General features: G+C 37.2%; 21 protein-coding genes. 9 read left to right on the top strand and 12 right to left on the bottom strand.

Annotated features, from left to right (window positions below; all coding sequences use genetic code 11):
* Window positions 1–141: 141 nt before the first annotated feature.
* Window positions 142–1,371, bottom strand: a complete 1,230-nt coding sequence (locus tag ACN9MR_RS24875) for a S41 family peptidase (protein WP_426327159.1) — start codon at window positions 1,369–1,371, stop codon at window positions 142–144.
* A gap of 256 nt (window positions 1,372–1,627) precedes the next feature.
* Here ACN9MR_RS24875 and ACN9MR_RS24870 point away from each other — a divergent pair, with 256 nt between their 5' ends.
* Window positions 1,628–1,861, top strand: coding sequence for a helix-turn-helix transcriptional regulator (locus ACN9MR_RS24870; RefSeq protein WP_426327158.1), 234 nt, complete (start codon window positions 1,628–1,630; stop codon window positions 1,859–1,861).
* 54 nt (window positions 1,862–1,915) lie between these two features.
* Here the strand turns inward: ACN9MR_RS24870 and ACN9MR_RS24865 are convergent, their stop codons facing one another.
* From ACN9MR_RS24865 to ACN9MR_RS24845, 5 genes are all read right to left on the bottom strand, one after another.
* The gene (locus ACN9MR_RS24865; protein WP_426327157.1) at window positions 1,916–3,148 is read right to left on the bottom strand and encodes an ATP-binding protein; all 1,233 of its coding nucleotides are present in this window, start codon (window positions 3,146–3,148) and stop codon (window positions 1,916–1,918) included.
* A 171-nt stretch (window positions 3,149–3,319) separates the two neighbouring features.
* On the bottom strand, window positions 3,320–6,421 hold the full coding sequence (gene infB / locus ACN9MR_RS24860) for a translation initiation factor IF-2 (RefSeq protein WP_426327156.1): 3,102 nt from the start codon (window positions 6,419–6,421) through the stop codon (window positions 3,320–3,322).
* A gap of 62 nt (window positions 6,422–6,483) precedes the next feature.
* On the bottom strand, window positions 6,484–7,728 hold the full coding sequence (gene nusA / locus ACN9MR_RS24855) for a transcription termination factor NusA (RefSeq protein WP_025143392.1): 1,245 nt from the start codon (window positions 7,726–7,728) through the stop codon (window positions 6,484–6,486).
* A gap of 2 nt (window positions 7,729–7,730) precedes the next feature.
* Complete coding sequence (gene rimP, locus ACN9MR_RS24850) at window positions 7,731–8,195, bottom strand: ribosome assembly cofactor RimP (protein WP_426327155.1); 465 nt, start codon at window positions 8,193–8,195, stop codon at window positions 7,731–7,733.
* A gap of 121 nt (window positions 8,196–8,316) precedes the next feature.
* Window positions 8,317–8,748, bottom strand: coding sequence for a hypothetical protein (locus ACN9MR_RS24845; protein ID WP_426327154.1), 432 nt, complete (start codon window positions 8,746–8,748; stop codon window positions 8,317–8,319).
* An 18-nt stretch (window positions 8,749–8,766) separates the two neighbouring features.
* Between ACN9MR_RS24845 and ACN9MR_RS24840 the strand changes: the two genes are divergently transcribed.
* The gene (locus tag ACN9MR_RS24840) at window positions 8,767–9,111 is read left to right on the top strand and encodes a phage holin family protein (protein WP_426327153.1); all 345 of its coding nucleotides are present in this window, start codon (window positions 8,767–8,769) and stop codon (window positions 9,109–9,111) included.
* 60 nt (window positions 9,112–9,171) lie between these two features.
* Here the strand turns inward: ACN9MR_RS24840 and ACN9MR_RS24835 are convergent, their stop codons facing one another.
* Window positions 9,172–10,311, bottom strand: coding sequence for an acyl-CoA dehydrogenase (locus tag ACN9MR_RS24835; RefSeq protein ID WP_426327152.1), 1,140 nt, complete (start codon window positions 10,309–10,311; stop codon window positions 9,172–9,174).
* 195 nt (window positions 10,312–10,506) lie between these two features.
* Here ACN9MR_RS24835 and ACN9MR_RS24830 point away from each other — a divergent pair, with 195 nt between their 5' ends.
* Both ACN9MR_RS24830 and ACN9MR_RS24825 read left to right on the top strand, forming a co-directional pair.
* The gene (locus ACN9MR_RS24830) at window positions 10,507–11,580 is read left to right on the top strand and encodes a helix-turn-helix domain-containing protein (RefSeq protein ID WP_426327151.1); all 1,074 of its coding nucleotides are present in this window, start codon (window positions 10,507–10,509) and stop codon (window positions 11,578–11,580) included.
* Between the two features lie 108 nt (window positions 11,581–11,688).
* Entirely contained in the window at window positions 11,689–14,067 is a 2,379-nt protein-coding gene (locus tag ACN9MR_RS24825; protein ID WP_426327150.1) for an outer membrane beta-barrel protein, read from the top strand.
* A 10-nt stretch (window positions 14,068–14,077) separates the two neighbouring features.
* On the opposite strand, the gene ACN9MR_RS24820 is transcribed toward ACN9MR_RS24825, so the two are convergent.
* From ACN9MR_RS24820 to panC, 3 genes are all read right to left on the bottom strand, one after another.
* On the bottom strand, window positions 14,078–15,058 hold the full coding sequence (locus ACN9MR_RS24820; RefSeq protein ID WP_426327149.1) for a lysylphosphatidylglycerol synthase transmembrane domain-containing protein: 981 nt from the start codon (window positions 15,056–15,058) through the stop codon (window positions 14,078–14,080).
* A 4-nt stretch (window positions 15,059–15,062) separates the two neighbouring features.
* On the bottom strand, window positions 15,063–15,413 hold the full coding sequence (gene panD, locus ACN9MR_RS24815; RefSeq protein ID WP_029274491.1) for an aspartate 1-decarboxylase: 351 nt from the start codon (window positions 15,411–15,413) through the stop codon (window positions 15,063–15,065).
* 109 nt (window positions 15,414–15,522) lie between these two features.
* A complete protein-coding gene (gene panC / locus ACN9MR_RS24810) occupies window positions 15,523–16,368 on the bottom strand; it encodes a pantoate--beta-alanine ligase (protein WP_426327148.1) in 846 nt (281 codons plus the stop codon).
* Window positions 16,369–16,517: 149 nt separating this feature from the next.
* Between panC and ACN9MR_RS24805 the strand changes: the two genes are divergently transcribed.
* The gene (locus tag ACN9MR_RS24805) at window positions 16,518–17,342 is read left to right on the top strand and encodes a glycogen/starch synthase (RefSeq protein ID WP_426327147.1); all 825 of its coding nucleotides are present in this window, start codon (window positions 16,518–16,520) and stop codon (window positions 17,340–17,342) included.
* Between the two features lie 22 nt (window positions 17,343–17,364).
* The gene (locus ACN9MR_RS24800) at window positions 17,365–18,792 is read left to right on the top strand and encodes a DUF4270 domain-containing protein (protein ID WP_426327146.1); all 1,428 of its coding nucleotides are present in this window, start codon (window positions 17,365–17,367) and stop codon (window positions 18,790–18,792) included.
* Window positions 18,793–18,936: 144 nt separating this feature from the next.
* Here the strand turns inward: ACN9MR_RS24800 and ACN9MR_RS24795 are convergent, their stop codons facing one another.
* On the bottom strand, window positions 18,937–19,374 hold the full coding sequence (locus ACN9MR_RS24795; protein WP_057931563.1) for a single-stranded DNA-binding protein: 438 nt from the start codon (window positions 19,372–19,374) through the stop codon (window positions 18,937–18,939).
* A gap of 56 nt (window positions 19,375–19,430) precedes the next feature.
* Window positions 19,431–20,492 carry an A/G-specific adenine glycosylase gene (gene mutY, locus ACN9MR_RS24790; RefSeq protein ID WP_426327145.1) on the bottom strand — a complete coding sequence of 354 codons (1,062 nt, stop codon included), beginning with the start codon at window positions 20,490–20,492 and terminating at the stop codon, window positions 19,431–19,433.
* Between the two features lie 170 nt (window positions 20,493–20,662).
* Between mutY and ACN9MR_RS24785 the strand changes: the two genes are divergently transcribed.
* The 3 genes from ACN9MR_RS24785 (at window position 20,663) to ACN9MR_RS24775 (ending at window position 23,683) form a co-directional block, all read left to right on the top strand.
* On the top strand, window positions 20,663–20,965 hold the full coding sequence (locus ACN9MR_RS24785; protein WP_025143406.1) for an HU family DNA-binding protein: 303 nt from the start codon (window positions 20,663–20,665) through the stop codon (window positions 20,963–20,965).
* A gap of 9 nt (window positions 20,966–20,974) precedes the next feature.
* Complete coding sequence (locus tag ACN9MR_RS24780; RefSeq protein WP_426327144.1) at window positions 20,975–21,853, top strand: tetratricopeptide repeat protein; 879 nt, start codon at window positions 20,975–20,977, stop codon at window positions 21,851–21,853.
* Window positions 21,854–22,132: 279 nt separating this feature from the next.
* On the top strand, window positions 22,133–23,683 hold the full coding sequence (locus tag ACN9MR_RS24775; protein ID WP_116249171.1) for an Rne/Rng family ribonuclease: 1,551 nt from the start codon (window positions 22,133–22,135) through the stop codon (window positions 23,681–23,683).
* The last annotated feature ends 100 nt before the right edge of the window (window positions 23,684–23,783 follow it).

The following is a 23,783-nucleotide window of genomic DNA, read 5'->3' as shown; positions in this document are numbered from 1 at the left end:
TTTACAAAACTACCGACAATAAAAATTAATTATGATAAAGCAAGGTTATCAATATATAATTAATAATAGATATTAGTATAATTAAACTGATAAATTAACAAAATATAGAATACAAAAAATATGATTTTAAATGATTCGGAACTAATGCTTTAACCTCAACCTATTTTCGATCACTCCAATCGAATCATTATGGAGCACTAATGGCATCGTATTTAAATTTAGCTTTGAAATACTGGCACTTTTTTTTGGCTGCAATTGAATTTTACCATCAATTGCAGCAAGAGTAGCTTTTAAACATATTTCTTCAGGATCACCTAATATTGGATTAGTAGATCCAACAACATTCAATTCAGGTTCCATTCCATTAAAGTAATCAGACCATCCTTTTGCATTTTTAATGAGGAAACTACTTAAGTAAATACTATACTGATCGATATTAATTCCGAAGAAACCAACCGGTTTTCCATAAGTCTTTTCACCTATCAACTTCACATTGAAATAAGGTTTCAAACAGCTGATCAATAATTCGCTGGCAGATGCAGTTTCGCGAGATACTATCACATAGATATCTTTAATGCTTTCCAGTCCTCCTTTTTTATTAAATCTAAAAGTATTGCCATTTTCGGTATAATCAACATCGGCCAATGTAGCCAAACGTCCGTTATAAATTACAGTTTTTCCATTCTCGTCCAGATAGGGTTGATGACGCAAAATTGTCGCCTTACCATTTTGAAGCGTAGGGTTAAATTGTTCTGAATACATTACTTTACCATTTAATGTACTGGGAGCAATTAAATTAGCAACATATTCTGCAGTTTCTACATAGCCTCCACCATTAGTACGCAGATCTAAAACGAGATAGGTAGGCTTATCAGTCAGCATTTCATCAAAAACCTGATCGAGCTTTGATTGAGCATTACTTAAAGGAGGGAAAGCACCCAAAGCTATATAAGCAATAACTTTTTCGTCAGAATGGATAATGCGGTTAGCCAAAACGGCTGTACCGTTTATTATCCCAGCACGGGTACCACCTCCATTTCCTCCCACTTGTAGATACGAATATTTAGGTACACCATCGTAGTTCGAAATTTCGAATGGTTTGCCTGTCGCCTTGTTAATTTTAAGTTGGGAAATATCAAAAATTTCATTTCTTAATGTACTTATTTCAGACAAGCCATAGCTATATTTTTCCCTTGGTTTAAAAGTGCTATAGCTTGGTAAAACATCGTTCCATAAATATACCTGCCTGGCATATAAAAAAATAGAATCGATTGTAAACTCAGTCCTTGTACCTGTGGTAGGCGAAACAATTTCATCTTGGTGTATATCAGTTGATCGTTCTTTTTTGCAAGATGAATAAACTGATATCATTGATAGATAGATTACCAATTTTATTAATATCTTAAATAGAATAGTTTTATTGTTATAAGTTTTCAATTTTATAAGTTCAAGATTTAACTAAATAAAAACCATTACAAGGAATCATTATTTTTTTTCTATAAATTAAACACACAACAAATAAACATATTTAATTTGTTAACTTTGACAATCCTATATTATCACAATGTACGTATTAAAATACAATAAGTAAAACAAAGAAAATACATGGTTATTAACGCCTCTCAAAATGTTAGATATAGGTAATACTTTAAGAAAGTATAGAAATAAACATAATTATACACAGCAATATGCCGCTGATGTGATCGGAATAAGCAGGGTTGCTTACAGAAAGTGGGAAAATAATGAAGTAGATTTTTCACTTTCGCAGCTAGGTAAAATTGCTGAACTCTACGAAATTCCCATTCAGGATATTATTATTCAATCTCATTTTAGGCAGAGCAAGACAGTCTCTCTTCAATAAAAAGGCCACAAATATTTTGATACCCCATGTAATGTTTATCTTCTGGTCAGCGAGCTAGAACCTAATGGCTTCTATTGCTCCCTCTTTGGTGCTTACCTTACAGATACATTTCAAATCAAAATTAGGATAGGCTTCCAGAAATTTTTTATACTTGGTTGGCTTAAACTGAACATCATTATATTTCACCTCGTAAGCAATTCCTTTTTTCAAGTGTTTTTCTACAATAAAATCTACTTCATTACCATCGGCAGTACGCCAAAAGTGCAGATTATCTGTATCAAATAACTGCCTTAACCTACAATAGGTATAATTTTCTAACAATTCTCCTTTGTCTGCTCTATCATTCAGCCTAGAAAAGTTATTTAACAGTGCATTACGAAGGCCATTATCGCTAAAATAAATCTTTTGCATTTTGGTTAATTCTTTCCGAACATTGCCGTAAAAAGGAGAAAGCAATTGTACAATAAAGGTTTTCTGCATTAAATAAATGTAATTTTCTACCGTAGAACTGGCCATTTGCAGGGTATTTCCCAGCTCATGATTATTCACCAGATTGCCTGTTTGATCGGCCAATAACCTTGCCAGCTGAAAAAACTTTAATTCTTCTTTAATGCCCGCTTCTAAAGCATCCTTTTTCATGTAGCTATTTACAAGTTCTTTAAGCATTTCCTGCTTTTCCTGTTCAGTATCGGCCAAAACTACGGCAGGATAACCGCCATAAACTAAATATTCGTCAAAAAGTGAATTTATACGGTTACGTTGAAGCCCCTGGTACGCAGCCCTTTTCTTCATTTGCTCCCACTCTGAAATTAAATTATCCTCACCCTTAAAGTGCAGGAACTCATCGAAAGCCAAAGGGAAAAATTCAAATATCTTTTTTCTTCCCGCTAAACTATCCTTAAAGCTTTTATCAATATAAAATGCGCTACTCCCTGTTGCAATAATTTTTAACTTTGGGGCATACTTATCATACAAAAGCTTTAAAAAATTACTGGGATCTTTTGCATATTGAACTTCATCAATAATAATATATAAGCGCTTACCTTCCTCAACATTGGCAGGCAATATAGTATAGTTAAATATGTTTTCGGCATGATGATTTACAGCCTCTAAAATAGCAGGATCTTCAAAAGTCAGATAATAAACCAACTCATGAGCTTGATTTAACTCTTCAGCCAATTGTTTAACCAGTGTGGTTTTACCGATCTGTCTTGGCCCTATCACTATAGTATGCTGAGGCTTACTCAAATGGCCCTTTAAAGATTTTAGTGCTTCTGATCTTTCCATGACTACAAATATCAAATGCAAATATCGATATTTTTAAGATACAAACTTAATATTATCCGATATTTTTAAGATATGAACTAAATATTATCCGATATTTTTAAGATTAAAATATTTTTAGCATAAAAAAAGTGGCCTTATGAGCCACTTTAATTTTATGGGATACTGTAAGAATTACAATTTTCTGGCTACTTCTACCTGTTCGTAAGCTTCTACGATATCGCCAACTTCGATGTTATTAAAGTTCTGAATGTTTAAACCACACTCGTAACCTTTATTCACTTCTTTCACATCATCCTTAAAGCGTTTTAACGATGCCAGTTCACCTGTATATACTACAACACCATCCCTAACGATACGAATTTTGCTGTTACGGGTAATCTTACCATCCAATACCATACAACCTGCAATGGTACCCACTTTAGTGATTTTGAAAGTCTCACGAATCTCAACGTTAGCCACAATTTTCTCTTCAAATTCTGGATCCAACATACCTTCCATCGCCGATTTAATCTCATTGATTGCATCATAGATGATAGAATATAAACGGATATCGATCTGCTCAGCTTCTGCAAGTTTACGTGCTCCTGTTGATGGACGAACCTGGAAACCAATAATAATCGCATCAGAAGCCGAAGCTAACAATACATCAGACTCTGAAATCTGACCAACACCTTTACTGATGATATTGATCTGGATCTGCTCAGTTGATAGTTTCAATAATGAATCGGCTAATGCCTCGATTGAACCATCCACGTCACCTTTAACAATGATGTTAAGCTCTTTAAAGTTACCGATAGCCAAACGACGACCGATCTCATCCAATGTAATGTGTTTCTGTGTACGTAATCCCTGCTCACGTTGTAACTGCATACGTTTGTTTGCAATATCACGTGCCTCGGTTTCACTTTCTAAAGCATTAAACCTATCACCTGCTGTAGGTGCACCTTGCATACCCAAAACCTGTACCGGTTGCGATGGACCTGCTGATTCTACTTTAGCACCACGCTCGTTGGTTAATGCTTTTACACGTCCGCTATAACTACCCGCTAAGATTGGATCTCCCACTCTTAACGTACCGGCTTGAACCAATACTGTAGTTACGATACCACGTCCTTTATCTAATGCCGACTCAATTACAGTACCTGTAGCTCTCTTATTCGGATTTGCCTTCAGTTCTAATAATTCGGCTTCTAATAATACTTTATCTAAAAGTAAATCAACATTTAAGCCGCTTTTACTTGAAATTTCCTGTGACTGATATTTACCACCCCAATCTTCAACCAAGATATTCATTACTGATAATTGCTCACGTACCTTATCGGCATTTGCACCTGGTTTATCTACTTTAGTGAAAGCAAACACCAATGGTACGCCCGCAGCCTGTGCGTGGTTAATCGCCTCTTTTGTTTGAGGCATCACCGCATCATCAGCCGCGATAACAATAATGGCAATATCAGCAGCCTTAGCACCACGTGCACGCATTGCTGTAAAGGCTTCGTGACCTGGAGTATCTAAGAAGGTTACTTTTTTACCTGTTGGTGTAGTTACCATGTAAGCACCAATGTGCTGGGTAATACCACCTGCCTCGCCAGCTACCACGTTTGCTTTACGGATATAATCCAGTAATGAGGTTTTACCGTGATCGACGTGACCCATAATTGTAACAACCGGAGCTCTTTCGATTAAATCAGCCTCGTTATCTTCTTCCTCAATTACATTTTCTTCATCTTCATCTGGTTTAACGAATTGAATTTCGTAACCAAACTCATCAGCAACAATGGTTAAAGTTTCAGCATCTAAACGTTGGTTAATGGAAACGAACATACCAAGACTCATACAGGTACCAATAATTTTGGTAACCGGCACATCCATCATGCTCGCTAACTCATTAGCCGTAACAAATTCAGTTACTTTTAATATTTTCGATTGCGATTCAAGCTCATTTGCAGCCTCTTCTGCGTTCGATGCTACATCATCACGTTTTTGACGACGTAATTTAGCACGTTGTGCAAATTTACCTGATTTACCAGCACCACTTAAACGGGCAAGTGTTGCTTTGATCTGATCTTGAATTTCTTTCTCAGTAGGTTCTTCTTTAGGTCCGCTTGGTGTAGCATTTCTATTTTGGAAACCTGGTCTGTTGTTGTTATTTCTATTTCCTTGATATGGAGTTCCGCCTTGTCCCGCTGGTCTGTTACCTTGGTATGGAGTTCCACCGCCTGGTCTGTTACCCTGATAAGGTGTACGAGGTTGCCCTGGCGTACCACTTTGACCATGGCCCTGGCCTTGACCTGCAGGATTATTTTGTCCTTGCTGGCCTTGACCACCATGTTGACCTGGTTGACCCGGTGCTCCTGGAGTTTTTTTGCGTTTACGCTTACGTTTAGCGGCTTCACTATCGCTAGATGATGCCACTGGACCGTTTCTTCTATCCGGTGTTGTTGGTAAAACAATTTTACCAATAATATTCGGACCGGTTAATTTAACGGTACGTGCTTTAATTACTTCAGGCTCGTTGCTTACGGGCTTTGTTTCAGCTGGTTTTTCTTCCACTTTAGGCTGTTCAACTGGTTTTACTGGCTCAGGTGCTTTAACCACTGGCTGCTCTACAACAGGTGCTGGTGCAGCAGGTGTTTCTTCCTTTTTAACCTCAACCGGTTTTTCTTCAACTTTAGGTTGTTCAACTGGTTTTGCTGGCTCAGGTGCTTTAGCCGCTAGCTGTTCTACAACAGGTGCTGGTGCAGCAGATGTTTCGTCTTTTTTAGCCGGACGTGTTTTTGAGTTAAGATCGTTTAAATCGATCTTTCCTACAATTTTAACTCCTGGCAATCCAGTTTCTTCAACCTTATCTTCTGCCTTAGTTTCTTTTACTGGCTCTACTGCTGCCGCAGGTGCTGGTGTTGGCGTTTCTACCTTAGGTGTTTCTACAACCTTTGGTTTCTCTACCGGAGGGGTAAATGATTGAGCATTTTTAATTAAAATCTCTTCATTTTTCTCAAAATCGGTATTCTTCTTCGGCGCTTCTACTGGCTTTTCAGTCTCAGGCTCGTCACGACGTATTTTACCAATCACTATTTGTTTGGCTTCTTCTCTTACGATCTTATCTCCCTGATACTCTTTCAATAAGGCATTATACATGTCTCCCGTAAGTTTAAACATAGGGCTCTTCTCGGCAGAGAATCCCTTTTTGTTTAAAAACTCAACGGCCGTACCCATGCCTATATTAAGTTCTTTAATAGCTTTAATTAAAATGATTGGTTTGTCGTCTGACATTTAGCTCCTGTTATTGTTTTTTATTTAATACAAAAGTAGTGTTTATTTGGCAATTACACCACTTATTCAAATTCTGACTTCAAAATTTGAACCACTTCTTTAATGGTTTCCTCTTCAAGGTCGGTGCGTTTTACCAAATCTTCCACTGTAAGTGCTAACACACTCTTAGCAGTATCGCAACCGATGGCCTTTAATTCATCAATGATCCAGCTATCAATCTCATCTGAGAATTCTTCTAAATCAACATCCTCATCGCTTTCTTCTCCAGCTTCACGGTACACATCAATTTCGTAACCGGTTAATTTACCAGCTAGTTTAATATTGTGTCCGCCACGTCCAATTGCCAATGAAACCTGATCTGGTTTTAAGTAAACCGATGCATGTTTGGTTTCATCATCCAATTTAATAGAGGTGATTTTTGCCGGGCTTAAAGCACGGGTAATATATAATGAAATATTATTAGTGAAATTAATCACATCAATGTTTTCGTTTTTCAATTCGCGAACGATACCATGGATACGTGACCCTTTCATACCTACACATGCTCCAACCGGATCGATACGGTCATCATACGATTCAACAGCAACTTTAGCACGTTCTCCCGGCTCACGAACAATTTTCTTAACGGTAATTAAACCATCGAAAATTTCTGGAACTTCCTGTTCGAACAGGCGTTGCAAAAATTCTGGCGCTGTTCTCGAAATGATAATTTTAGGATTAGCGTTGATCATTTCTACTTTAGAGATTACTGCTCTTACCGAATCACCTTTTTTGAAATAATCAGCTGGGATCTGCTCTGTTTTAGGCATTAAAAGTTCGTTACCTTCATCATCTAAAACCAAAGTTTCTTTCTTCCAAACCTGATAAACCTCACCAGTTACGATTTCGCCTACTCTATCTTTATATTTCTTGAAGATCTCGTCTTTCTCTAATTCCAATACTTTAGATACCAAAGTCTGGCGGGCAGCTAAAATTGCCCTACGGCCAAAACTTTCTAAAGTAATCTGCTCGATATAATCATCGCCAACTTCTAAAGTACTGTCTAATTTAGAAACTTCGGCAAGCTCGATCTCTAAATCATCATCCTCAGAAAATCCATCTTCCATTACTTTTCTCGTTCTCCAGATCTCCAAATCTCCGTTATCCGGATTCACGATAACATCACAGTTTTCGTCTGTTCCGTATTTTTTACGCAACATGCTACGAAAAACTTCTTCCAGCACACTGATCACCGTTGGGCGATCTATATTTTTGAAATCTTTAAACTCTTGAAAAGAGTCGATCAAATTAATTGTTGTAGTACTCATTTTTACTTAAATGAAATTAACACACTTGTTTCTAATATATCATTAAACGGAATAGCTGTTTGAATTGCTACCGCCTTTTTCCCTTTTTCTTTAATCGATTCTTCAATCAGCAGGTTATTTTCTGTAACCGCCAGCAGTTTCCCTTCTTTTTTTAATCCTTCTTTCAGCTTAATGCTTACCGTACGGCCAATATTTTTATTGTACTGACGGATTAATTTTAAAGGCTCACCAACACCTGGCGAAGAAACTTCTAAATTATAAGCCTGTTCTATTGCATTTTCTTCTTCGAGATGAAAACCAACATGCCTGCTTATGGCCACACAATCCTGTATGCTAATACCTTCGTCGCCATCAACATGGATAATTAGTTTATTGTTTGGCAACATTTTTACTTCAACCAGAAAGAGTTCTGGCCGATCTGCTATTTTTTCCTCAACGAGGGCTGCAACTCTCTTTTCTACCTGCATATTTTAACCTGATTTCATAGAAAAAGGGGACACTGTCCCCTTCTCTTTTCTTCGATTACGATGCAAATGTAGTAATTTTTTAGAAAAAATCAAACACTTGCGCTAATTATTATGCTGATTATTACCGTTTAAGTGTTTGTCGCTGTGCTTTTAAATTCTGCTTACCCTTCCCCATAATCAGATCGCCCACCGTCGCAAATTTTATTCCGATGTAACTCTCAACCAGATATCCCTTACCCTTAAGAAATGGCTGATCGGGATTAAATACGAGTGAATCGCCAAGTATCTTAATCTTGCCGGGCACTTCAAGCTCATCCTGGATACTGTCCAGATCGCCCGGTTTTATTAAAACAGAAACCAAATTAAGTGTGTCTGCACTAGTCTGATAGGCATTTTTAACCTGTAAAAGACTCGCCTCATCAATATTTTTAATTATTATTGATGAACTATCCCCAGAAAACTTAATTATTGGCCTGTTGTTTGTATTCGAACATGAAAGTGCAAATATAGCAACAGCAATTACGGCCTGGTATTTAAAAAAGCATTTAAACATTTACAAAAATAAACAATTATGAGATTTATTATCGAAATCCTTTTGATGGGATTAGCCTTTTTTATTGGCGCAAGAATAGTACCTGGCGTACATGTTGATAGTTACGCAACATCTATTATTGCTGCAGTACTGGTAGCACTTGCAAACTCAACCATCGGGTTCATTTTAAGGCTATTAACATTCCCTGTTAATTTTTTAACGCTCGGACTGGTATCATTCATCATTACCGTTTTAATGATTTTATTGGTTGATAACATGATGACCTCTTTTAACACTTCAGGTTTTATCGCTGCTGCATTCCTGGCTATAGTTGTAGCCTTAATTAAAGCAATATTTAGCGCTGTAGTTGGGGAGAAGGAATAGTTCAGTTTTGAGTTGGCGGTTTTCAATTCGAACTGCCAACTCAAAACTGATAACTGGAAACTACCGAATAACTTCTCTCGATATCACCATTTTCTGAATCTCAGAAGTTCCTTCGTAAATCTGGGTAATTTTAGCATCGCGCATTAAACGTTCTACATGATATTCTTTTACGAAACCGTAACCGCCGTGCACCTGTACCGCTTCAATGGTTACATCCATGGCAACTTTCGAGGCAAACAACTTGGCCATAGAACCAGCCTGTGTGTAAGGCAATCCCTGATCTTTTAACCAGGCAGCTTTATAAACCAATAACCTGGCGGCTTCGATCTGAGTGGCCATATCGGCCAGTTTAAAGGCAATGGCCTGATGTTCAGAAATTGGTTTGCCAAATGATTTACGCTCCTTAGCATACTGTGTGGCCAGCTCGAAAGCACCCTGTGCAATACCTAAAGCCTGGGCCGCAATACCGATCCTCCCTCCTTCTAAAGTTTTCATGGCAAACTTAAAACCGAAGCCATCTTCACCAATCCTATTTTCTTTTGGCACCTTAACATCGTTAAACATCAAAGAATGTGTATCAGACCCACGAATGCCCAGTTTATTTTCTTTTGGTCCAACGGTAAAACCTTCCATTCCTTTCTCTACAATAAAAGCGTTGATGCCTTTATGCCTTAACTCAGGATGGGTTTGTGCAATAACCAGATAAGTTGATGCAGTACTTCCGTTGGTAATCCAGTTTTTTGTACCATTCAGCAGATAATAATCGCCTTTATCCTCGGCGGTGGTACGTTGCGAGGTGGCATCAGATCCGGCTTCGGGCTCCGATAAACAAAAAGCACCTATTTTTTCTCCAGCTGCAAGCGGCTTTAAATATTTTTCTTTTTGGGCTTCGCTGCCATAGGCCTCTAATCCATAACAAACTAATGAATTGTTTACCGAAACCACTACCGATGCAGAGGCATCTATTTTAGATAACTCTTCCATTACCAAAACGTAAGAAATGGCATCAAGGCCACTTCCGTTATATTTTTCGCTCACCATCATCCCCAAAAAACCAAGTTCACCAAGTTTTTTCACCTGCTCGGCCGGAAATTTCTGATGTTCGTCTCGTTCGATTACGCCAAGCTTTAATTCCTGCTGCGCGAAATCGCGGGCAGCCTGCTGAATCATTAATTGTTCTTCACTTAATTCAAAATGCATAACATTTATGTATAAAAGGTTAGTAAATCAAATGTAGCATTTCTGATCGAAATTACTATGGCTGCATAGTAATTTATTTTATCTCATGGTACTTTTATAATTTATTAAACAATCCTAAAAAATATTATCATATTTAGAATGAAAGTATTAGCTAGAGTACACTCTGTGTTAATGTAAGATTATTATTTTTGTTAAATGAACCTAGAGCAACAAATATTATTTTTCTTTAGTGCCCTGGGCGCATTTAATGGCTTTATCATTAGTGCGTATTTGTTATTCTTCAAAAAACCAAAATCCACATCTTCTTTTTTTCTTGGGCTTTTGCTTGTATCTCTTTGTTTAAAGATCAGCAAGTCGCTTCTTTTTTATTTCTATCCGGCCTTACCTGGCATTTATATTCAAATTGGCATTTTAGGAAGTTCATTGGTTGGTCCATCTCTCTTTTATTTTGTTCAATCGGCTTTGGGGCAAGATTCAAAGCATAAAACGACAATGACGGGAACATATCTCTTTTGGTTTTTTGCAATTGTAATTGCCAGTATCATTGCGCCGTATGACAGTAAGTCTGATGTATGGGAAAATTATATCGGAAGAATAATTTCAATACAATTTACCGTTTATATTGTATTATCTGCCTGGTTGCTCAGAAATGTTTTCGGCAAAATTTTCAAAGGGGGCAAGATTTCTACAACAGAGACACTATTGCAATCTGTACTTATTGGAAATATAATAGTTCCTGTGGCATTTAAGTTACCTATCTTCTCATTTTTTAATGGTCCTTGCATAAGCGGGGCTTTATTTTTCTCGGCCGTTCTTTACTTAAACACTTTCTTGTTTATTAGCAGAAGAAAAAACAAGAATCTTTTTTCGGGCAGCCAGAATTTGGTTCGTTATGCCAACAAGAAGATAACCGAAGAACAGGCTGTGACACTAACTGACAGACTACAGAAGATTATTTTGGAAGAAGAGCTGTATAAGAACTCTGATCTTAAGTTAAATGATTTAGCAAAAAAAATTAACATTTCGGGTCATCAGCTTTCGCAATTGCTCAACGACAATTTAGGCAAAAGCTTTGCTGCTTACATTAACGAATTTAGAATAAACGAAGCTTGCGAACTAATTGTTAACGATAGAGGCATTAAGCTCGAAGCCATTGGATACGAAGTGGGATTTAATTCCAAATCTACTTTTTACACCGCTTTTAAAAAACACAAACAAACAACCCCGATGCATTATAAGGAACAACTATTAGTTGTTTCATCAAACTAAATTTGGTCTCGTTTTATAATTCCGAACGCCTAAATCTGAGATTCAAAACCCCTTATCTACCCTTCTCTTCTAGTTTTGGAGCATTCCGCAAAATCCAAATACACGAAGATGAAACCGACATTGTTATTCTGCTTATTCTTATTTATACCTCTATTTCTAAATGCACAAACGATTAAAGGCAAACTGGTTGATCACAGAAGCAAACAAGCTATACCTTTAGCCAATTTGGCTTTGACCAATAAAGACCATCCAACAGTGATCAAACATACCAATAGCGATACCACCGGATTTTTCGAATTTAGAAACCTGCCAAATGGAAAATACATTTTATCGGTTACTTTAGTCGGTTACCAAAAAACACAAAAAGAGTTATTGATAAATGCGAACAGCCTGAAAACAATTGATGTGGGCGACATTTTAATAAAAGAAGACACTAACCTACTCCAAGAAGTAACCATAACAGGGGGAGTACCAAATTTTAGCACAAAAAATGGTCAGATTAAAATCGGTATTGCCAACAATGTATTTTTCAAGTCTGCCTCTAATTTGTTAGATGTATTTAAGAAACTACCTGGCTTGCAGGTTAACGAGGACGGAACAATCTTAATGGCAAGCAGGGCAACTCCAACCTTATTTGTTGATGGCAAGCCGGCAAACATGAACAATAATGAAATCATTTCCTACCTCAGCAGCTTGTCGCCAGATATGGTTGAATCGATTGAAATGATTAACCAGCCTTCATCAAAATATGATGGAGAATATCAGGGAATTATCGACGTAAAACTGAAGCGAAACCAGTCTTTAGGCTTGAGAGGCACCTATAATGCTCGTTTTCAACGAAACAATTACAGTTTATTGGACAATAATTTATCTCTGGTGCTTAAAACAACCCGGTTTGTATACGACTTAAGGCTAGGCCATACCGGCGGTAGCACGTTTTATAAGTATTATTCCCTGCAGTATTTAGCCAATACAAACGCCATGACTACCGATACCAGAACCATTACCTCCAACCAGAACTTTAATGTGCAGGCAAAAGTAACTTATGAGGTAAAAAAAGGGCAAAACCTAGAGGCTTTTTTACGCACTTACCAAATGGACAGAAATGCAGTCTCTGGCAATCAGTTGCTTACCCAAACCATTAATTTAGATCATACCATTGCACTCGTTAAAAGCGATAATAATGCCTTTCCTAAGCAACATAATTATTCAGCCGGGATCAATTATGATGCGCAATTTAAGAATAGCGAACTTCACGTAATTACCTCTTTGGCCCAAATTGACAATCGACAAACCGAAGATATCCGGAACCGTAACGTACTTAACAATCAATTGTTAAATTACTGGAAAACAGGCTCCAGAAATAATATAATGATTCATGCCGCACAAACTGACTACAGCCAAAAAATAGGTAAAGGAAAATTAGAATTCGGCGGAAAATTTGCATATACAACTACCGAGAACGACCTCCGTTATGATACATTAGCCAATGATGTTTTTAACTTAGATCCTAACCGGAGTAACCAGTTCCACTACCAAGAGTATATTGGCGCAGGCTACATTTCTTATATTGGTCAATGGAGTAAGTTTAGTTACAGTTTAAGTTTAAGAGCAGAACATACGCACACCATAGCCAATTCGATTACTACTGGCAGTATTACAGAAAAAAAGTATATAAAATGCCTCCCGAGCTTGAACATTACTTATGATATTAACGAAAGCGAACAGCTCGATTTCAGTTATACCAGACGATTAACAAGGCCAACCTTTGCCATGTTAAATCCTTTTCGTTTTTATTACAGTCCACGGCATTATTGGATCGGTAATCCCAACCTACAACCCTCTACAACTAGTCTTTTCGCTTTGTCTTATAGTAGAAAAAGCCTTAATATTTCGCTAAATGCGGGAAAGGAAACAGATCCAATGGGGCGTTATCCCGAATACAATCCAGTAACTAATGAGTTGATTTTTCTGGGTAGAAACCTACCCTACCGAAAATTTGCAAACCTGCAAATAAGTTCTCCTCTTACTGTAAACAAATGGTGGCGAATGAACAACAACATTGCCTTCTATTACAATAAAGAACTAACGCCTTACTTTGGAGCTACCTACGAAATACCCATATATAATTATATAATTAATGGCAGTCAGGTTTTTACCTTAAAAAATTGGATTTTAGATGTAAGTTATACCTATGAATCGAAAAGTGGTAATGGACTTTATATTATGGCTCCAGTTTATGGAATTGATTTTGGTGCGCAAAAAGCCTGGTTAAAAAACAGGATCAATACTAAACTTACGCTTTACGATGCATTTGATAACATTAAAAGAAGGCTTATTTTTAGAGAGAAAAGTATTATCAACAACGATTTCTACCACTATTTCGCTTCGCAAAGACTAGTTTTTAGTTTAACTTTTAATTTCGGAAATTCGACTTACAAGGCTAGGGAAAACAAAAAAAGTGATGAAGAGAATAGAGCCAATTAAAAGAAATCGACTATCCGCTGTGTTTCTTAAACAAAATTAGCATTAGGCTCAAACAGCCCAATATCAATATAAGCAAAACCTGTGAAGAATGAATAATGGTTGAGTATGCTAACCCATCTTTAAAAGAAATGGAATAAAGTACCAGTGACTGGGCAACCATCCAGTGGAAAACACCAATACCACCCTGAACAGGGGCTGCCATAGCAAACCCGGAGAAAACAATTGCGGTAAATGCAGCGTTAAAATGTAATTCTGAAGTAGCTTGAATCGAAGAAAAAGCGAAATACATGGAAAGTGAATAGAAAAGCCATATTCCTAGCGTATAAGTTAAAAATAATCCTTTTTGTTTTAACTTGCTATATGAGCCAAATCCCTGGCGCAGACTTACAAAAATGCGCAAGAATTTTTTACTGAATTTTTGACGGAGAAAATATATTGCAACAGCAATGAGCAACAAAATAATGATACCCAAACCAACCAACCACAAATAGTTAATCGCACTTAATTTTTTAACAAGATTGAGATATATGGTTTGATAAAGAAAATCGGCTACAATATCATACTGAAAAATTAGCATTGCCAAACTGGTGAGAAAAAGCATCAGCACATCAAATAGCCGTTCGGTAATTACGGTACCTATAGAAGCAAACATGGGTACCTTTTCGGCTTTGTGGATAACTGAACAACGGCCAATCTCTCCGAAGCGCGGTAAAGCAAGGTTAGCCAGATAGCCGATCATTACGGCATGGTAGGCATTCCAGAAACTTACTTTGTAATGGATAGACTGATAGAGCATCTGCCAGCGCAAAGCCCTTAACACATGGGCAATTAAAACAGTGATAGCAGAAACGACTACCCAAAAGTAATTTGCAGTTTTAATTTCCTGCCAAATCTTTTCTAAATCCTGGCCTCTAAAAGCTAAATATAAAACCCCCATCCCGATTAAAAACAGGATGATATATTTTAGCGCTGTTTTGAGGTCGAATATCACAAGGTTATTTTAGCAAGTGGTTGTTATCGTCAGGAAAAACCAATATTGGATTGTACTTTTTGGCTTCTTCTATTGGTAATGAGCCGTAAGACATAATGATGAGAATGTCGCCAAGTTGAGCCAAACGGGCTGTTGCGCCATTTAAACAGATGGTTCCGGTACCTCGTTCACCTTTAATTACATAAGTTTCGAAACGTGCGCCGTTATTATTATTTACAATCTGCACCTTTTCATTAGCGATAATGTTAGCTGCATCCATCAAATCTTCATCTATCGTAATACTGCCAACGTAGTTTAACTCGGCCTGTGTTACCCTAACACGGTGTATTTTCGATTTTAATATTGTGATAACCATTCGGCAAAGTTAGTAATCAGTTTGGAGTTTCACTAACGGAAGATGTAATATGGAAAATGGATGATGGTTGACAGGCCTACATCATCCATCTTACCTCATCCATTTCCCATCACTTAATAATCATATTATCAATCAGCCTGGTAGATCCTACTTTCGCAGCCACCAGGGCAACTAAGTTACTTTCATCTTTTGATTTGGCTGGCTCAAGGGTATTGCCGTTGGCAATTGTAAAATAATCGAGTTCTACACCATCTATATTCCGGTAGAATGATTTGGCCTTATCCACCAATTCTATTAGTGAATATTCATTAAAATGATCGATAACGAACTGCAGCGATTTACTCAACACGAGCGAATGCTTGCGATCATCGGAAGATAAATGGATATTCCGGCTGCTCATGGCTAAACCATCATCTTCGCGGATAATCGGACAGGTAATAATGGTAATAGGCAGCTTAAAATAAGCGAGCATATTCTTGATCATTAATACCTGCTGGAAATCTTTTTGCCCGAACATGGCGATGTCTGGTTCAACGGCATCAAACAGTTTTTTTACAATCTGCGTTACACCCTGATAATGGCCTTTTCTGAATTCACCTTCTAATAGAAATTCGGCATTACCCAAATCAATGTGCCAAGCCTCATCAGCTCCAGTCGGATACATTTCATCTACACTAGGCATAAATACTCCGTTGCAGCCAGCATCGGCCAGCATGGCTAAATCATGTTCTATAGGGCGCGGGTATTTCTCTAAATCTTTAGGATCTGTAAACTGCGTTGGATTTACAAATATGCTACAGATAATGATATCGGCATTTTGTTGGGCCAGCTTTATCAACGATATATGGCCATTGTGCAAGGCACCCATGGTAGGCACGAGGGCTATTTTTTTACCTGACGCTTTTAAGGGTTGTAAAAAAGCCTTAAGCGCTGCTTTGGTTTTAAATATTTCCAATTTGGACAAACTAAATTAAAGCCGTAAAGGTGTAAATTAATCTAAACGAAACCAAACAAATGCTTGCTATATTGATAAATAGTATTATTATGCTTACCTTTGCAGCTCATTATCTTTTATTTAACTTAATATTTTCTTAGAATATGGAGATGGCAAAAACGAAGCTGCTGATTGTTACACACGAGATGTCGCCTTTCCTCGAGCTTACTAAAATTTCTGAAATCACGCGCCAATTACCACAAGCAATGCAAGAAAAAGGATTCGAAATCCGCATCTTAATGCCTAAATTTGGTAACATCAACGAAAGAAGAAATCGTTTACACGAAGTAATCCGCTTATCAGGAATGAACATCATTATCGATGACAACGATAATCCTTTAATCATTAAAGTAGCCTCCATCCCAGCTGCACGCATGCAGGTTTATTTCTTAGACAACGAAGAATATTTCCAACGCAAACAAGTATTTAGAGATGCGAGCGGGAAATTCTTCGACGACAATGATGAACGCACAATTTTCTTTTGCAAAGGGGCATTGGAAACCGTTAAAAAATTAGGCTGGGCACCAGATATCGTTCACTGTCATGGATGGATGAGTGCATTAGTTCCTGCTTATATCAAAACAACTTATAAAAATGATCCTACTTTTAAAAATTCCAAAGTAGTATATTCTGTTTATGAGGATGGCTTTACAGAGAAATTAAATGCTAATTTCGCGAATAAAGCAGTGATGGCAAACATGACGGAAGATGACACTAAGGCATTCTTACCATCTGATTGCGATAGCATGCACATTGGTGCGATAACACACTCTGATGCAGTAGTTTTAGCAGATGAAAACCTAAATAAAGATGTGTTAAAATTTGTTAAAGATTCCAATAAGCCAACATTAGCTTTTAACTTAACCGAGAATTTCGAAAACTTCTATACTTTTTATGAGGAAATTTCGAATGACGAACTGGTTTCACTTGCTTAATTAAGGTATTATTATTTTAAATATGAAATTTACAAAACAAGACTTATTAACCCTGTTGATAGGTCTTTTTCTTTTTGCATCATGCAAAAACCCTGATGGTGTTGGTTTAGATGTTGATCCGAACGCTGCAATAACCGGAACGCTGGTGGTATCGCCGGTTAAGTCTCAACTTGTAGAAGAAGATCCTGCCAACACCTACGGATTAAACCGCTATCCATTGGGATACATGACAGACCCTACCTTTGGAAAAACCGAGGCAGCTTTAGCATTAACGGTTTACCCAGTAAGTACAAGTTATGATTTCGGTACTGCTCCAGTATTAGATTCGGCGGTTTTGGTATTAAAATTAGATACAACTTCTACATTGACCAAATTTTACGGCGACACCACTAATTCTAAATACAGCATTGATGTTTATCAGTTAGCCAATAAGGTTACGAATTATAAAAGTTCTGATGTACAAGCAATTAACAACACGCTTTTAGGCAATTTTACAGGCAAACTGGCACCGAATACTAAAAGAAAAATATCTGTTATTGTTCCAGGCAAAGCCGATACTTTAAAAACTGTACCTGCGCAGATCAGGATTCCTTTAAACAAGGCATTTATACAAAACGCCATATTAAACCTCGGTACAGCAGGAACATCCTCAAATGCAAAATTTATAGACGCATTTAAAGGTTTGTATGCCCAGGTAAATAAAGCATCATCAACAGGCGTTGGAGGCATTGCCTTCTTCAATTTCACAGGCACTGATTCATATTTACAACTGGTTTGGAAAAAAACCAATTCATCAAGCGGAATAGACACCACAAGTGTTAACTTTCCAATTGGAGCGCTGGTTCAAAATAGCAATGGAGGTAGTTCAATTTCCGGAATAGCTGCAAATATTAAGCACGATTATACAGGTACAGAAGTGCAAACACAAATTGGTGCTCCTAATCCTACTACTCCATACAGCGTTACTTACCTACAAGGCTTGGCCGGTGTAAAAACCAAGCTAACTTTCCCAGAATTGACAAGTTTTAAGAATACATACGGGAAAGCAATTATCAATAAGGCAGAACTAGTTGTAGAGATTGGAGAGAATGCACCAGCATACCCTTTTAATGCTGCTCAACGACTTTCTTTATATCGTTGGGATATTGCACAGCAACCGGCCGATATACCCGATTATACAACATTTTCTAGTAGCGCCTCTGGCGGTGCAGCACTTTTTGGTGGTTATTTCGATTCGTTAAAGAAACGCTACATCTTTATCGTAACTAGTTACGTTCAGGGCTTGATTGATAAAAATATCGAAGATGGGGGCACATTCCTAGCCCCTACCTCTTATACTGATTTCCAGAAAACATCTACTGCTACATCTGCAGAAAGATCTATTATAGGCGCTAGCAGCTCAACTACGAATAAGATAAAGTTAAATATTTACTATACTAAAATTAATTAACCATTTTAGTATTGTATAAGAACCTCCTGCTAGCAAAACTGGCAGGATTTTTTTTTGCATCATTATTTTAAAGCTACGAAATAAAAAGCACATAAAAAAAGCTACCTCTCATCAGATAGCTTTTTTATGTGTTTTAACCCTTAATTAAAACGGAAGATCTCCATTTTCATCTGATGGGCCAATTGTAAATTCATCTTCAATTTTAGTTTCAGAACTTTGATGCGTTGGTGCAGTTGGACTTTGCTCGAAATCGCTTTTTCTGCCTAACATGGTAAAGTTTTCGGCCACAATTTCTGTTACATATTTTTTAACCTTTTCTTTATCTTCAAAGGATCTTGTTCTTAATTTGCCTTCTATGTAAACCAGTTTGCCTTTCTGAAGGTATTTAGAAGCAACTTCTGCTAAGCCACGCCATAACACAATATTGTGCCATTCCGTTTGTTCTACTCTTTTACCGTCTTTGTTGTATGTTTCCGATGTAGCTAATGGAAAACTGGCTACTGTTACGCCACCGTCTAAATGTCGCACTTCAGGGTCTTTGCCTAAATGGCCTACTAAAATAACTTTGTTAATCCCAGACATAAATATTTTTGGTTAGTTGTTTCGTTTTATAAATGCGCAGCGGATAAGATGGTTAGTTACTCCATTTTGTCCTTATAAAAATATTCCAGGACAAAATCATGGATTACTTTTGGTTGCGGTAACTCATCTAATTTACTTAAAGAAACCCAATTAAGTTCCTTTTGTTTATTAAAGTTAAATATATAATTTTTTAATGCAAAAAATTGCACATGGATTATTTGGTGAGTTAATATGTGCTTTTTGGCTCTAACAAATGTAAAATCGGCCTTGCTTCCGAATACAGATTTTATCCGATCGATAAATAACGGATCACTCCACATGTATTCTTCTGTAGTTTCCACGCTAGGGAAATCATATAAATGCTGCCATATATCTCCCGCTTGCCTTTCCCTGATCAATACTTTTTCATCTTCAAAACAAACAAAATAATTAATATACCGATGTTTCTGTTCGGCTTTTCGGATTTTAACCGGCAGCAAACCTACCTGGCCATGATTAAAGGCATAACACTCCTGACTAAGCGGGCAAACGCTGCAATCGGGCGATTTTGGCTTACACTGCATGGCCCCAAACTCCATAATAGCCTGGTTATATAGGGCAGGGTCTTCTTTATAGAGCAAATCATTTGCTAACGCATAAAACTCTTTTTTGCCTCCTGGGCTATTTATCGGCGTAGCTAAACCATAGAACCTGGAGAGTACCCGAAATACGTTTCCATCTACCACAGCCCGTGCTTCTCCAGCCGAGAATGAGGAAATGGCAGCAGCTGTATATTCACCAATTCCTTTTAATTTTATGAGTTCATCATGTAGACTTGGGAAGATTCCATGGTAATCTTTCACCACAATTTGAGCAGTTGCATGCATATTCCTACCCCTCGAGTAATAACCCAGTCCTTGCCAAAGCTTTAAAACTTTGGCTTCGGTAGCATTGGCAAAATCGGCAACCGTAGGAAAATTCTCCAAAAATCTATTAAAGTACGGAAGCCCTTGTTCTACTCGTGTTTGTTGTAATATAACCTCTGATAACCAGATGGTATAGGCATCATTGGTATGCCTCCAGGGCAAATCTCTCTTGTTAATCAGGTACCAATTGATGAGTTCATTTTGAAATGTCATTACTGCAAATTACGCTCTATTTATCCGATTAAAAAAAAACTTGCAATTGCCTGATAAGTCTAGTGATAAAAAAATCATCTTTTATTTCCCTATCTCATTAAAAAGCAATACTTTTGCAACCCCAAAACAGTAGTAATATTAAAACATAATAATATAATAAATAATAAAATATGACTAAGGCAGATATTATTTCAGAAATATCAACAAAAACCGGAATTGAGAAGGTTGATGTACAGGAAACAGTTGAGGCATTTTTCAAGGTTATCAAAACCAGCATGATTGGCGGTGAAAATGTATACGTTAGAGGCTTCGGAAGCTTTGTTGTTAAAAAGAGAGCGCAAAAAACTGCGAGAAATATCTCAAAAAACACTGCAATAATTATCCCAGAACACTTCGTTCCTAGCTTTAAACCAGCAAAAGTATTTGTTGATAAAGTAAAAAGCAATTCAAAAAAAATTAACGTAGAAGCCTAAGTCTTATATATGAATAGCAACATCAGATCAAAACAAACCATTGTTATTGGAGCGATTGTATTGCTTGTTGCATTCTTATTTACAAGAGACATTAAGGGTTTGGTTAAGCCAACGGAAGAAAATGGAAAAATGCCTTCAAGTGGCCCAATGGCCGGAGCAGCTTCTCCATCAACTACATCGGTACTAAACCTCGAAACTTCGTCTACCGCTGCAAAGAATGTAATCAACAAGAATTTGGCTACAGATATTACAGCTTTAGAAAACAGCTACAAAGGTGCAAATGGCGCAGAGAAGATTGAACTTGCTAAACAACTGGCTCAGAAATGGGATGATGTTGAACAAATTACTCCATCTGCACTGTATTTAGAAGTTGTAGCCGAAGGCGAACCATCAACAAAATCGTGGCTAGCTGCAGGTAATCAATTTATAAAAGCTTTTGAAAGCACACAAGATAGCATAGCACAACCTGCTTTATTGCAGAAAGCCAATGTGTCTTACAAAAATGCATTAGAGAAAGACTCTACAAACATTGAAGCTAAAACAGGCTTAGGTGTAACGATAGTAAACGGTTTAGGTGCACCAATGCAAGGTATTGCAATGTTGTTAGAAGTTGTTGCTAAAGAACCTAAAAATGTAAAGGCGAATATGAATTTAGGATTGTTCTCCATAAAATCAGGCCAGTTTGATAAAGCAATTCCTCGTTTTAACACCGTAATTGCCACTGCTCCAACCCCTGAAGCCTATTTTTATTTAGGAACAGCTTTAGAAAATTTAGGTAGAAATAAAGAAGCAGTAAATGCTTACTTATCAAGCAAAAAATTAGCGGCTAATCCAACCTTATCTTCATTCATCGATAAGAAGGTGGCTGAACTAAAGAATAAAAATTAATTAACAGATTAATAAAAACATTTAAAACTTAAAACTATGCCAAGCGGTAAAAAAAGAAAGAGACATAAAATGGCTACCCACAAACGTAAAAAACGTTTAAGAAAAAACAGACATAAGAAAAAATAGTTTTCTTATTTGATAAAGCCAGTTAAACCTCATAGTAAACACTATGAGGTTTAAGCAATTTATATGATTTTTTTATTGTATATCTTTTTGGCTACATCATTGTTTTATTTACTATCCATTTGTTAATAGGCGAAAGCCTTAAATCTGTAGCTGTTGGTAAAAGAATTAATTATCAATTCGACTCCTGCCGGAGTTACCATAGCGTTGATTGAAGACAAACAACTTGTTGAGCTTCACAAAGAACAAATCAATATTAACTACGCTGTAGGCGATATTTATTTAGGCCGCATTAAAAAAATTATGCCTGGTCTGAATGCTGCTTTCGTGGATGTTGGTTATGAAAAAGATGCTTTTTTGCATTACTTTGATTTAGGCCCTCAGGTGCAATCTTTAATTAAGCTAACGAAGATCAAGCGTAATGGCTCGGTTACAGGCACATTATTAGATAATTTAAAGCTAGAAGCCGATATTAACAAGGCGGGCAAAATTTCTGATGTGCTCAGTAAAAACATGCTCCTACCTGTACAAATTGCCAAAGAGCCAATTTCTACAAAAGGACCACGTTTAAGTTCCGACATTTCGATTGCCGGCAGGTATGTGGTACTGGTGCCATTCTCCAATACCATATCTGTATCAAAAAAAATTAAAAGTAATACCGAACGTAATCGTTTAAAAAAGATTATTGAAAGTATTAAACCTCAAAATTTTGGGGTCATTATCAGAACCGTTTCTGAAGGCAGAGGAGTTGCCGAAATGCAAAAAGATCTTTTAGATTTAATTGCTAAATGGGAAAACTTCATTAAAAAAATACCCTCTACCGAACCTTCAAAAAGAGTTTGGGGAGAAATGGACAGATCATCAACGTTAATCCGCGATATTCTGAACCCTGATTTTACAAACGTTTATGTAAGTACACCAGAGCTGTACGATGATATCCGTTCTTATGTTCACGACATCTCTCCCGAAATGGAAAAGATCGTTAAACTATACAAACAGAAAGAACCTATTTTCGATCATTTCGGTGTAGAAAAGCAGATTAAAAACGCTTTCGGAAAAACAGTAAACTTACCAGGTGGTGCTTACCTTGTTGTAGAGCACACTGAAGCACTCCACGTTATAGACGTGAACAGTGGAAACCGTACTGCCAGTAAAGAAAATCAAGAAGAAAATGCTTTACAGGTAAACAAAGAGGCGGCCAAAGAAATTGCCCGTCAATTGCGTTTGCGCGATATGGGCGGTATTGTGGTAATCGATTTTATCGATATGCACAAACCAACAAACCGTAAAATGCTATTCGATTATTTGCGTGAGCTGATGTTATTGGATAGAGCCAAACACACTATTTTGCCTCCAAGCAAATTTGGTTTGGTACAGATTACCAGACAACGTGTTCGTCCGGAAATGAATATTGTTACGGTAGAAAAATGCCCGGCCTGCGATGGGACTGGAGAAATTAAAGCGAGTATCGTTTTAATGGATGATATTGAGAACAACCTTAATTATATTTTAAGAGAGCAGAATGAAAAGGGCGTAACTCTTTGCGTGCACCCATATATTGAAGCTTATATTACAAAAGGCATTTTCAACCTTCAACGCCGCTGGTTCTTTAAATACGGCCAATGGATTAAAGTTAAGGCACAATCATCGTATCATTTAACCGAGTTTCACTTCATCTCTGCAAAAGATGAAGAGATTAAATTATAACTCAAAACACTTAACAGAAAGCCCGGATTTAAAAAATCCGGGCTTTCTTATTTTGCGATTAAAACCTCACAGGTTTCAAAAACCTGTGAGGTTTATCAAT

The sequence above is a fragment of the Pedobacter sp. R-06 genome, from assembly GCF_049913135.1.
Classification (GTDB): Bacteria; Bacteroidota; Bacteroidia; order Sphingobacteriales; family Sphingobacteriaceae; genus Pedobacter.
The sequence above is the reverse complement of the archived record's forward strand: the minus strand, read 5'-3'. Positions and strand labels throughout refer to the sequence as shown.

Excerpts from the sequence above, each read along its gene's own strand:
- ACN9MR_RS24875 (WP_426327159.1), bottom strand. The coding sequence starts at position 1,371 with ATGATATCAGTTTATTCATCTTGCAAAAAAGAACGATCAACTGATATA.
- ACN9MR_RS24870 (WP_426327158.1), top strand. The coding sequence starts at position 1,628 with ATGTTAGATATAGGTAATACTTTAAGAAAGTATAGAAATAAACATAAT.
- ACN9MR_RS24865 (WP_426327157.1), bottom strand. The coding sequence starts at position 3,148 with ATGGAAAGATCAGAAGCACTAAAATCTTTAAAGGGCCATTTGAGTAAG.
- infB (WP_426327156.1), bottom strand. The coding sequence starts at position 6,421 with ATGTCAGACGACAAACCAATCATTTTAATTAAAGCTATTAAAGAACTT.
- nusA (WP_025143392.1), bottom strand. The coding sequence starts at position 7,728 with ATGAGTACTACAACAATTAATTTGATCGACTCTTTTCAAGAGTTTAAA.
- rimP (WP_426327155.1), bottom strand. The coding sequence starts at position 8,195 with ATGCAGGTAGAAAAGAGAGTTGCAGCCCTCGTTGAGGAAAAAATAGCA.
- ACN9MR_RS24845 (WP_426327154.1), bottom strand. The coding sequence starts at position 8,748 with ATGTTTAAATGCTTTTTTAAATACCAGGCCGTAATTGCTGTTGCTATA.
- ACN9MR_RS24840 (WP_426327153.1), top strand. The coding sequence starts at position 8,767 with ATGAGATTTATTATCGAAATCCTTTTGATGGGATTAGCCTTTTTTATT.
- ACN9MR_RS24835 (WP_426327152.1), bottom strand. The coding sequence starts at position 10,311 with ATGCATTTTGAATTAAGTGAAGAACAATTAATGATTCAGCAGGCTGCC.
- ACN9MR_RS24830 (WP_426327151.1), top strand. The coding sequence starts at position 10,507 with ATGAACCTAGAGCAACAAATATTATTTTTCTTTAGTGCCCTGGGCGCA.
- ACN9MR_RS24825 (WP_426327150.1), top strand. The coding sequence starts at position 11,689 with ATGAAACCGACATTGTTATTCTGCTTATTCTTATTTATACCTCTATTT.
- panD (WP_029274491.1), bottom strand. The coding sequence starts at position 15,413 with ATGGTTATCACAATATTAAAATCGAAAATACACCGTGTTAGGGTAACA.
- ACN9MR_RS24805 (WP_426327147.1), top strand. The coding sequence starts at position 16,518 with ATGGCAAAAACGAAGCTGCTGATTGTTACACACGAGATGTCGCCTTTC.
- ACN9MR_RS24800 (WP_426327146.1), top strand. The coding sequence starts at position 17,365 with ATGAAATTTACAAAACAAGACTTATTAACCCTGTTGATAGGTCTTTTT.
- ACN9MR_RS24795 (WP_057931563.1), bottom strand. The coding sequence starts at position 19,374 with ATGTCTGGGATTAACAAAGTTATTTTAGTAGGCCATTTAGGCAAAGAC.
- mutY (WP_426327145.1), bottom strand. The coding sequence starts at position 20,492 with ATGACATTTCAAAATGAACTCATCAATTGGTACCTGATTAACAAGAGA.
- ACN9MR_RS24785 (WP_025143406.1), top strand. The coding sequence starts at position 20,663 with ATGACTAAGGCAGATATTATTTCAGAAATATCAACAAAAACCGGAATT.
- ACN9MR_RS24780 (WP_426327144.1), top strand. The coding sequence starts at position 20,975 with ATGAATAGCAACATCAGATCAAAACAAACCATTGTTATTGGAGCGATT.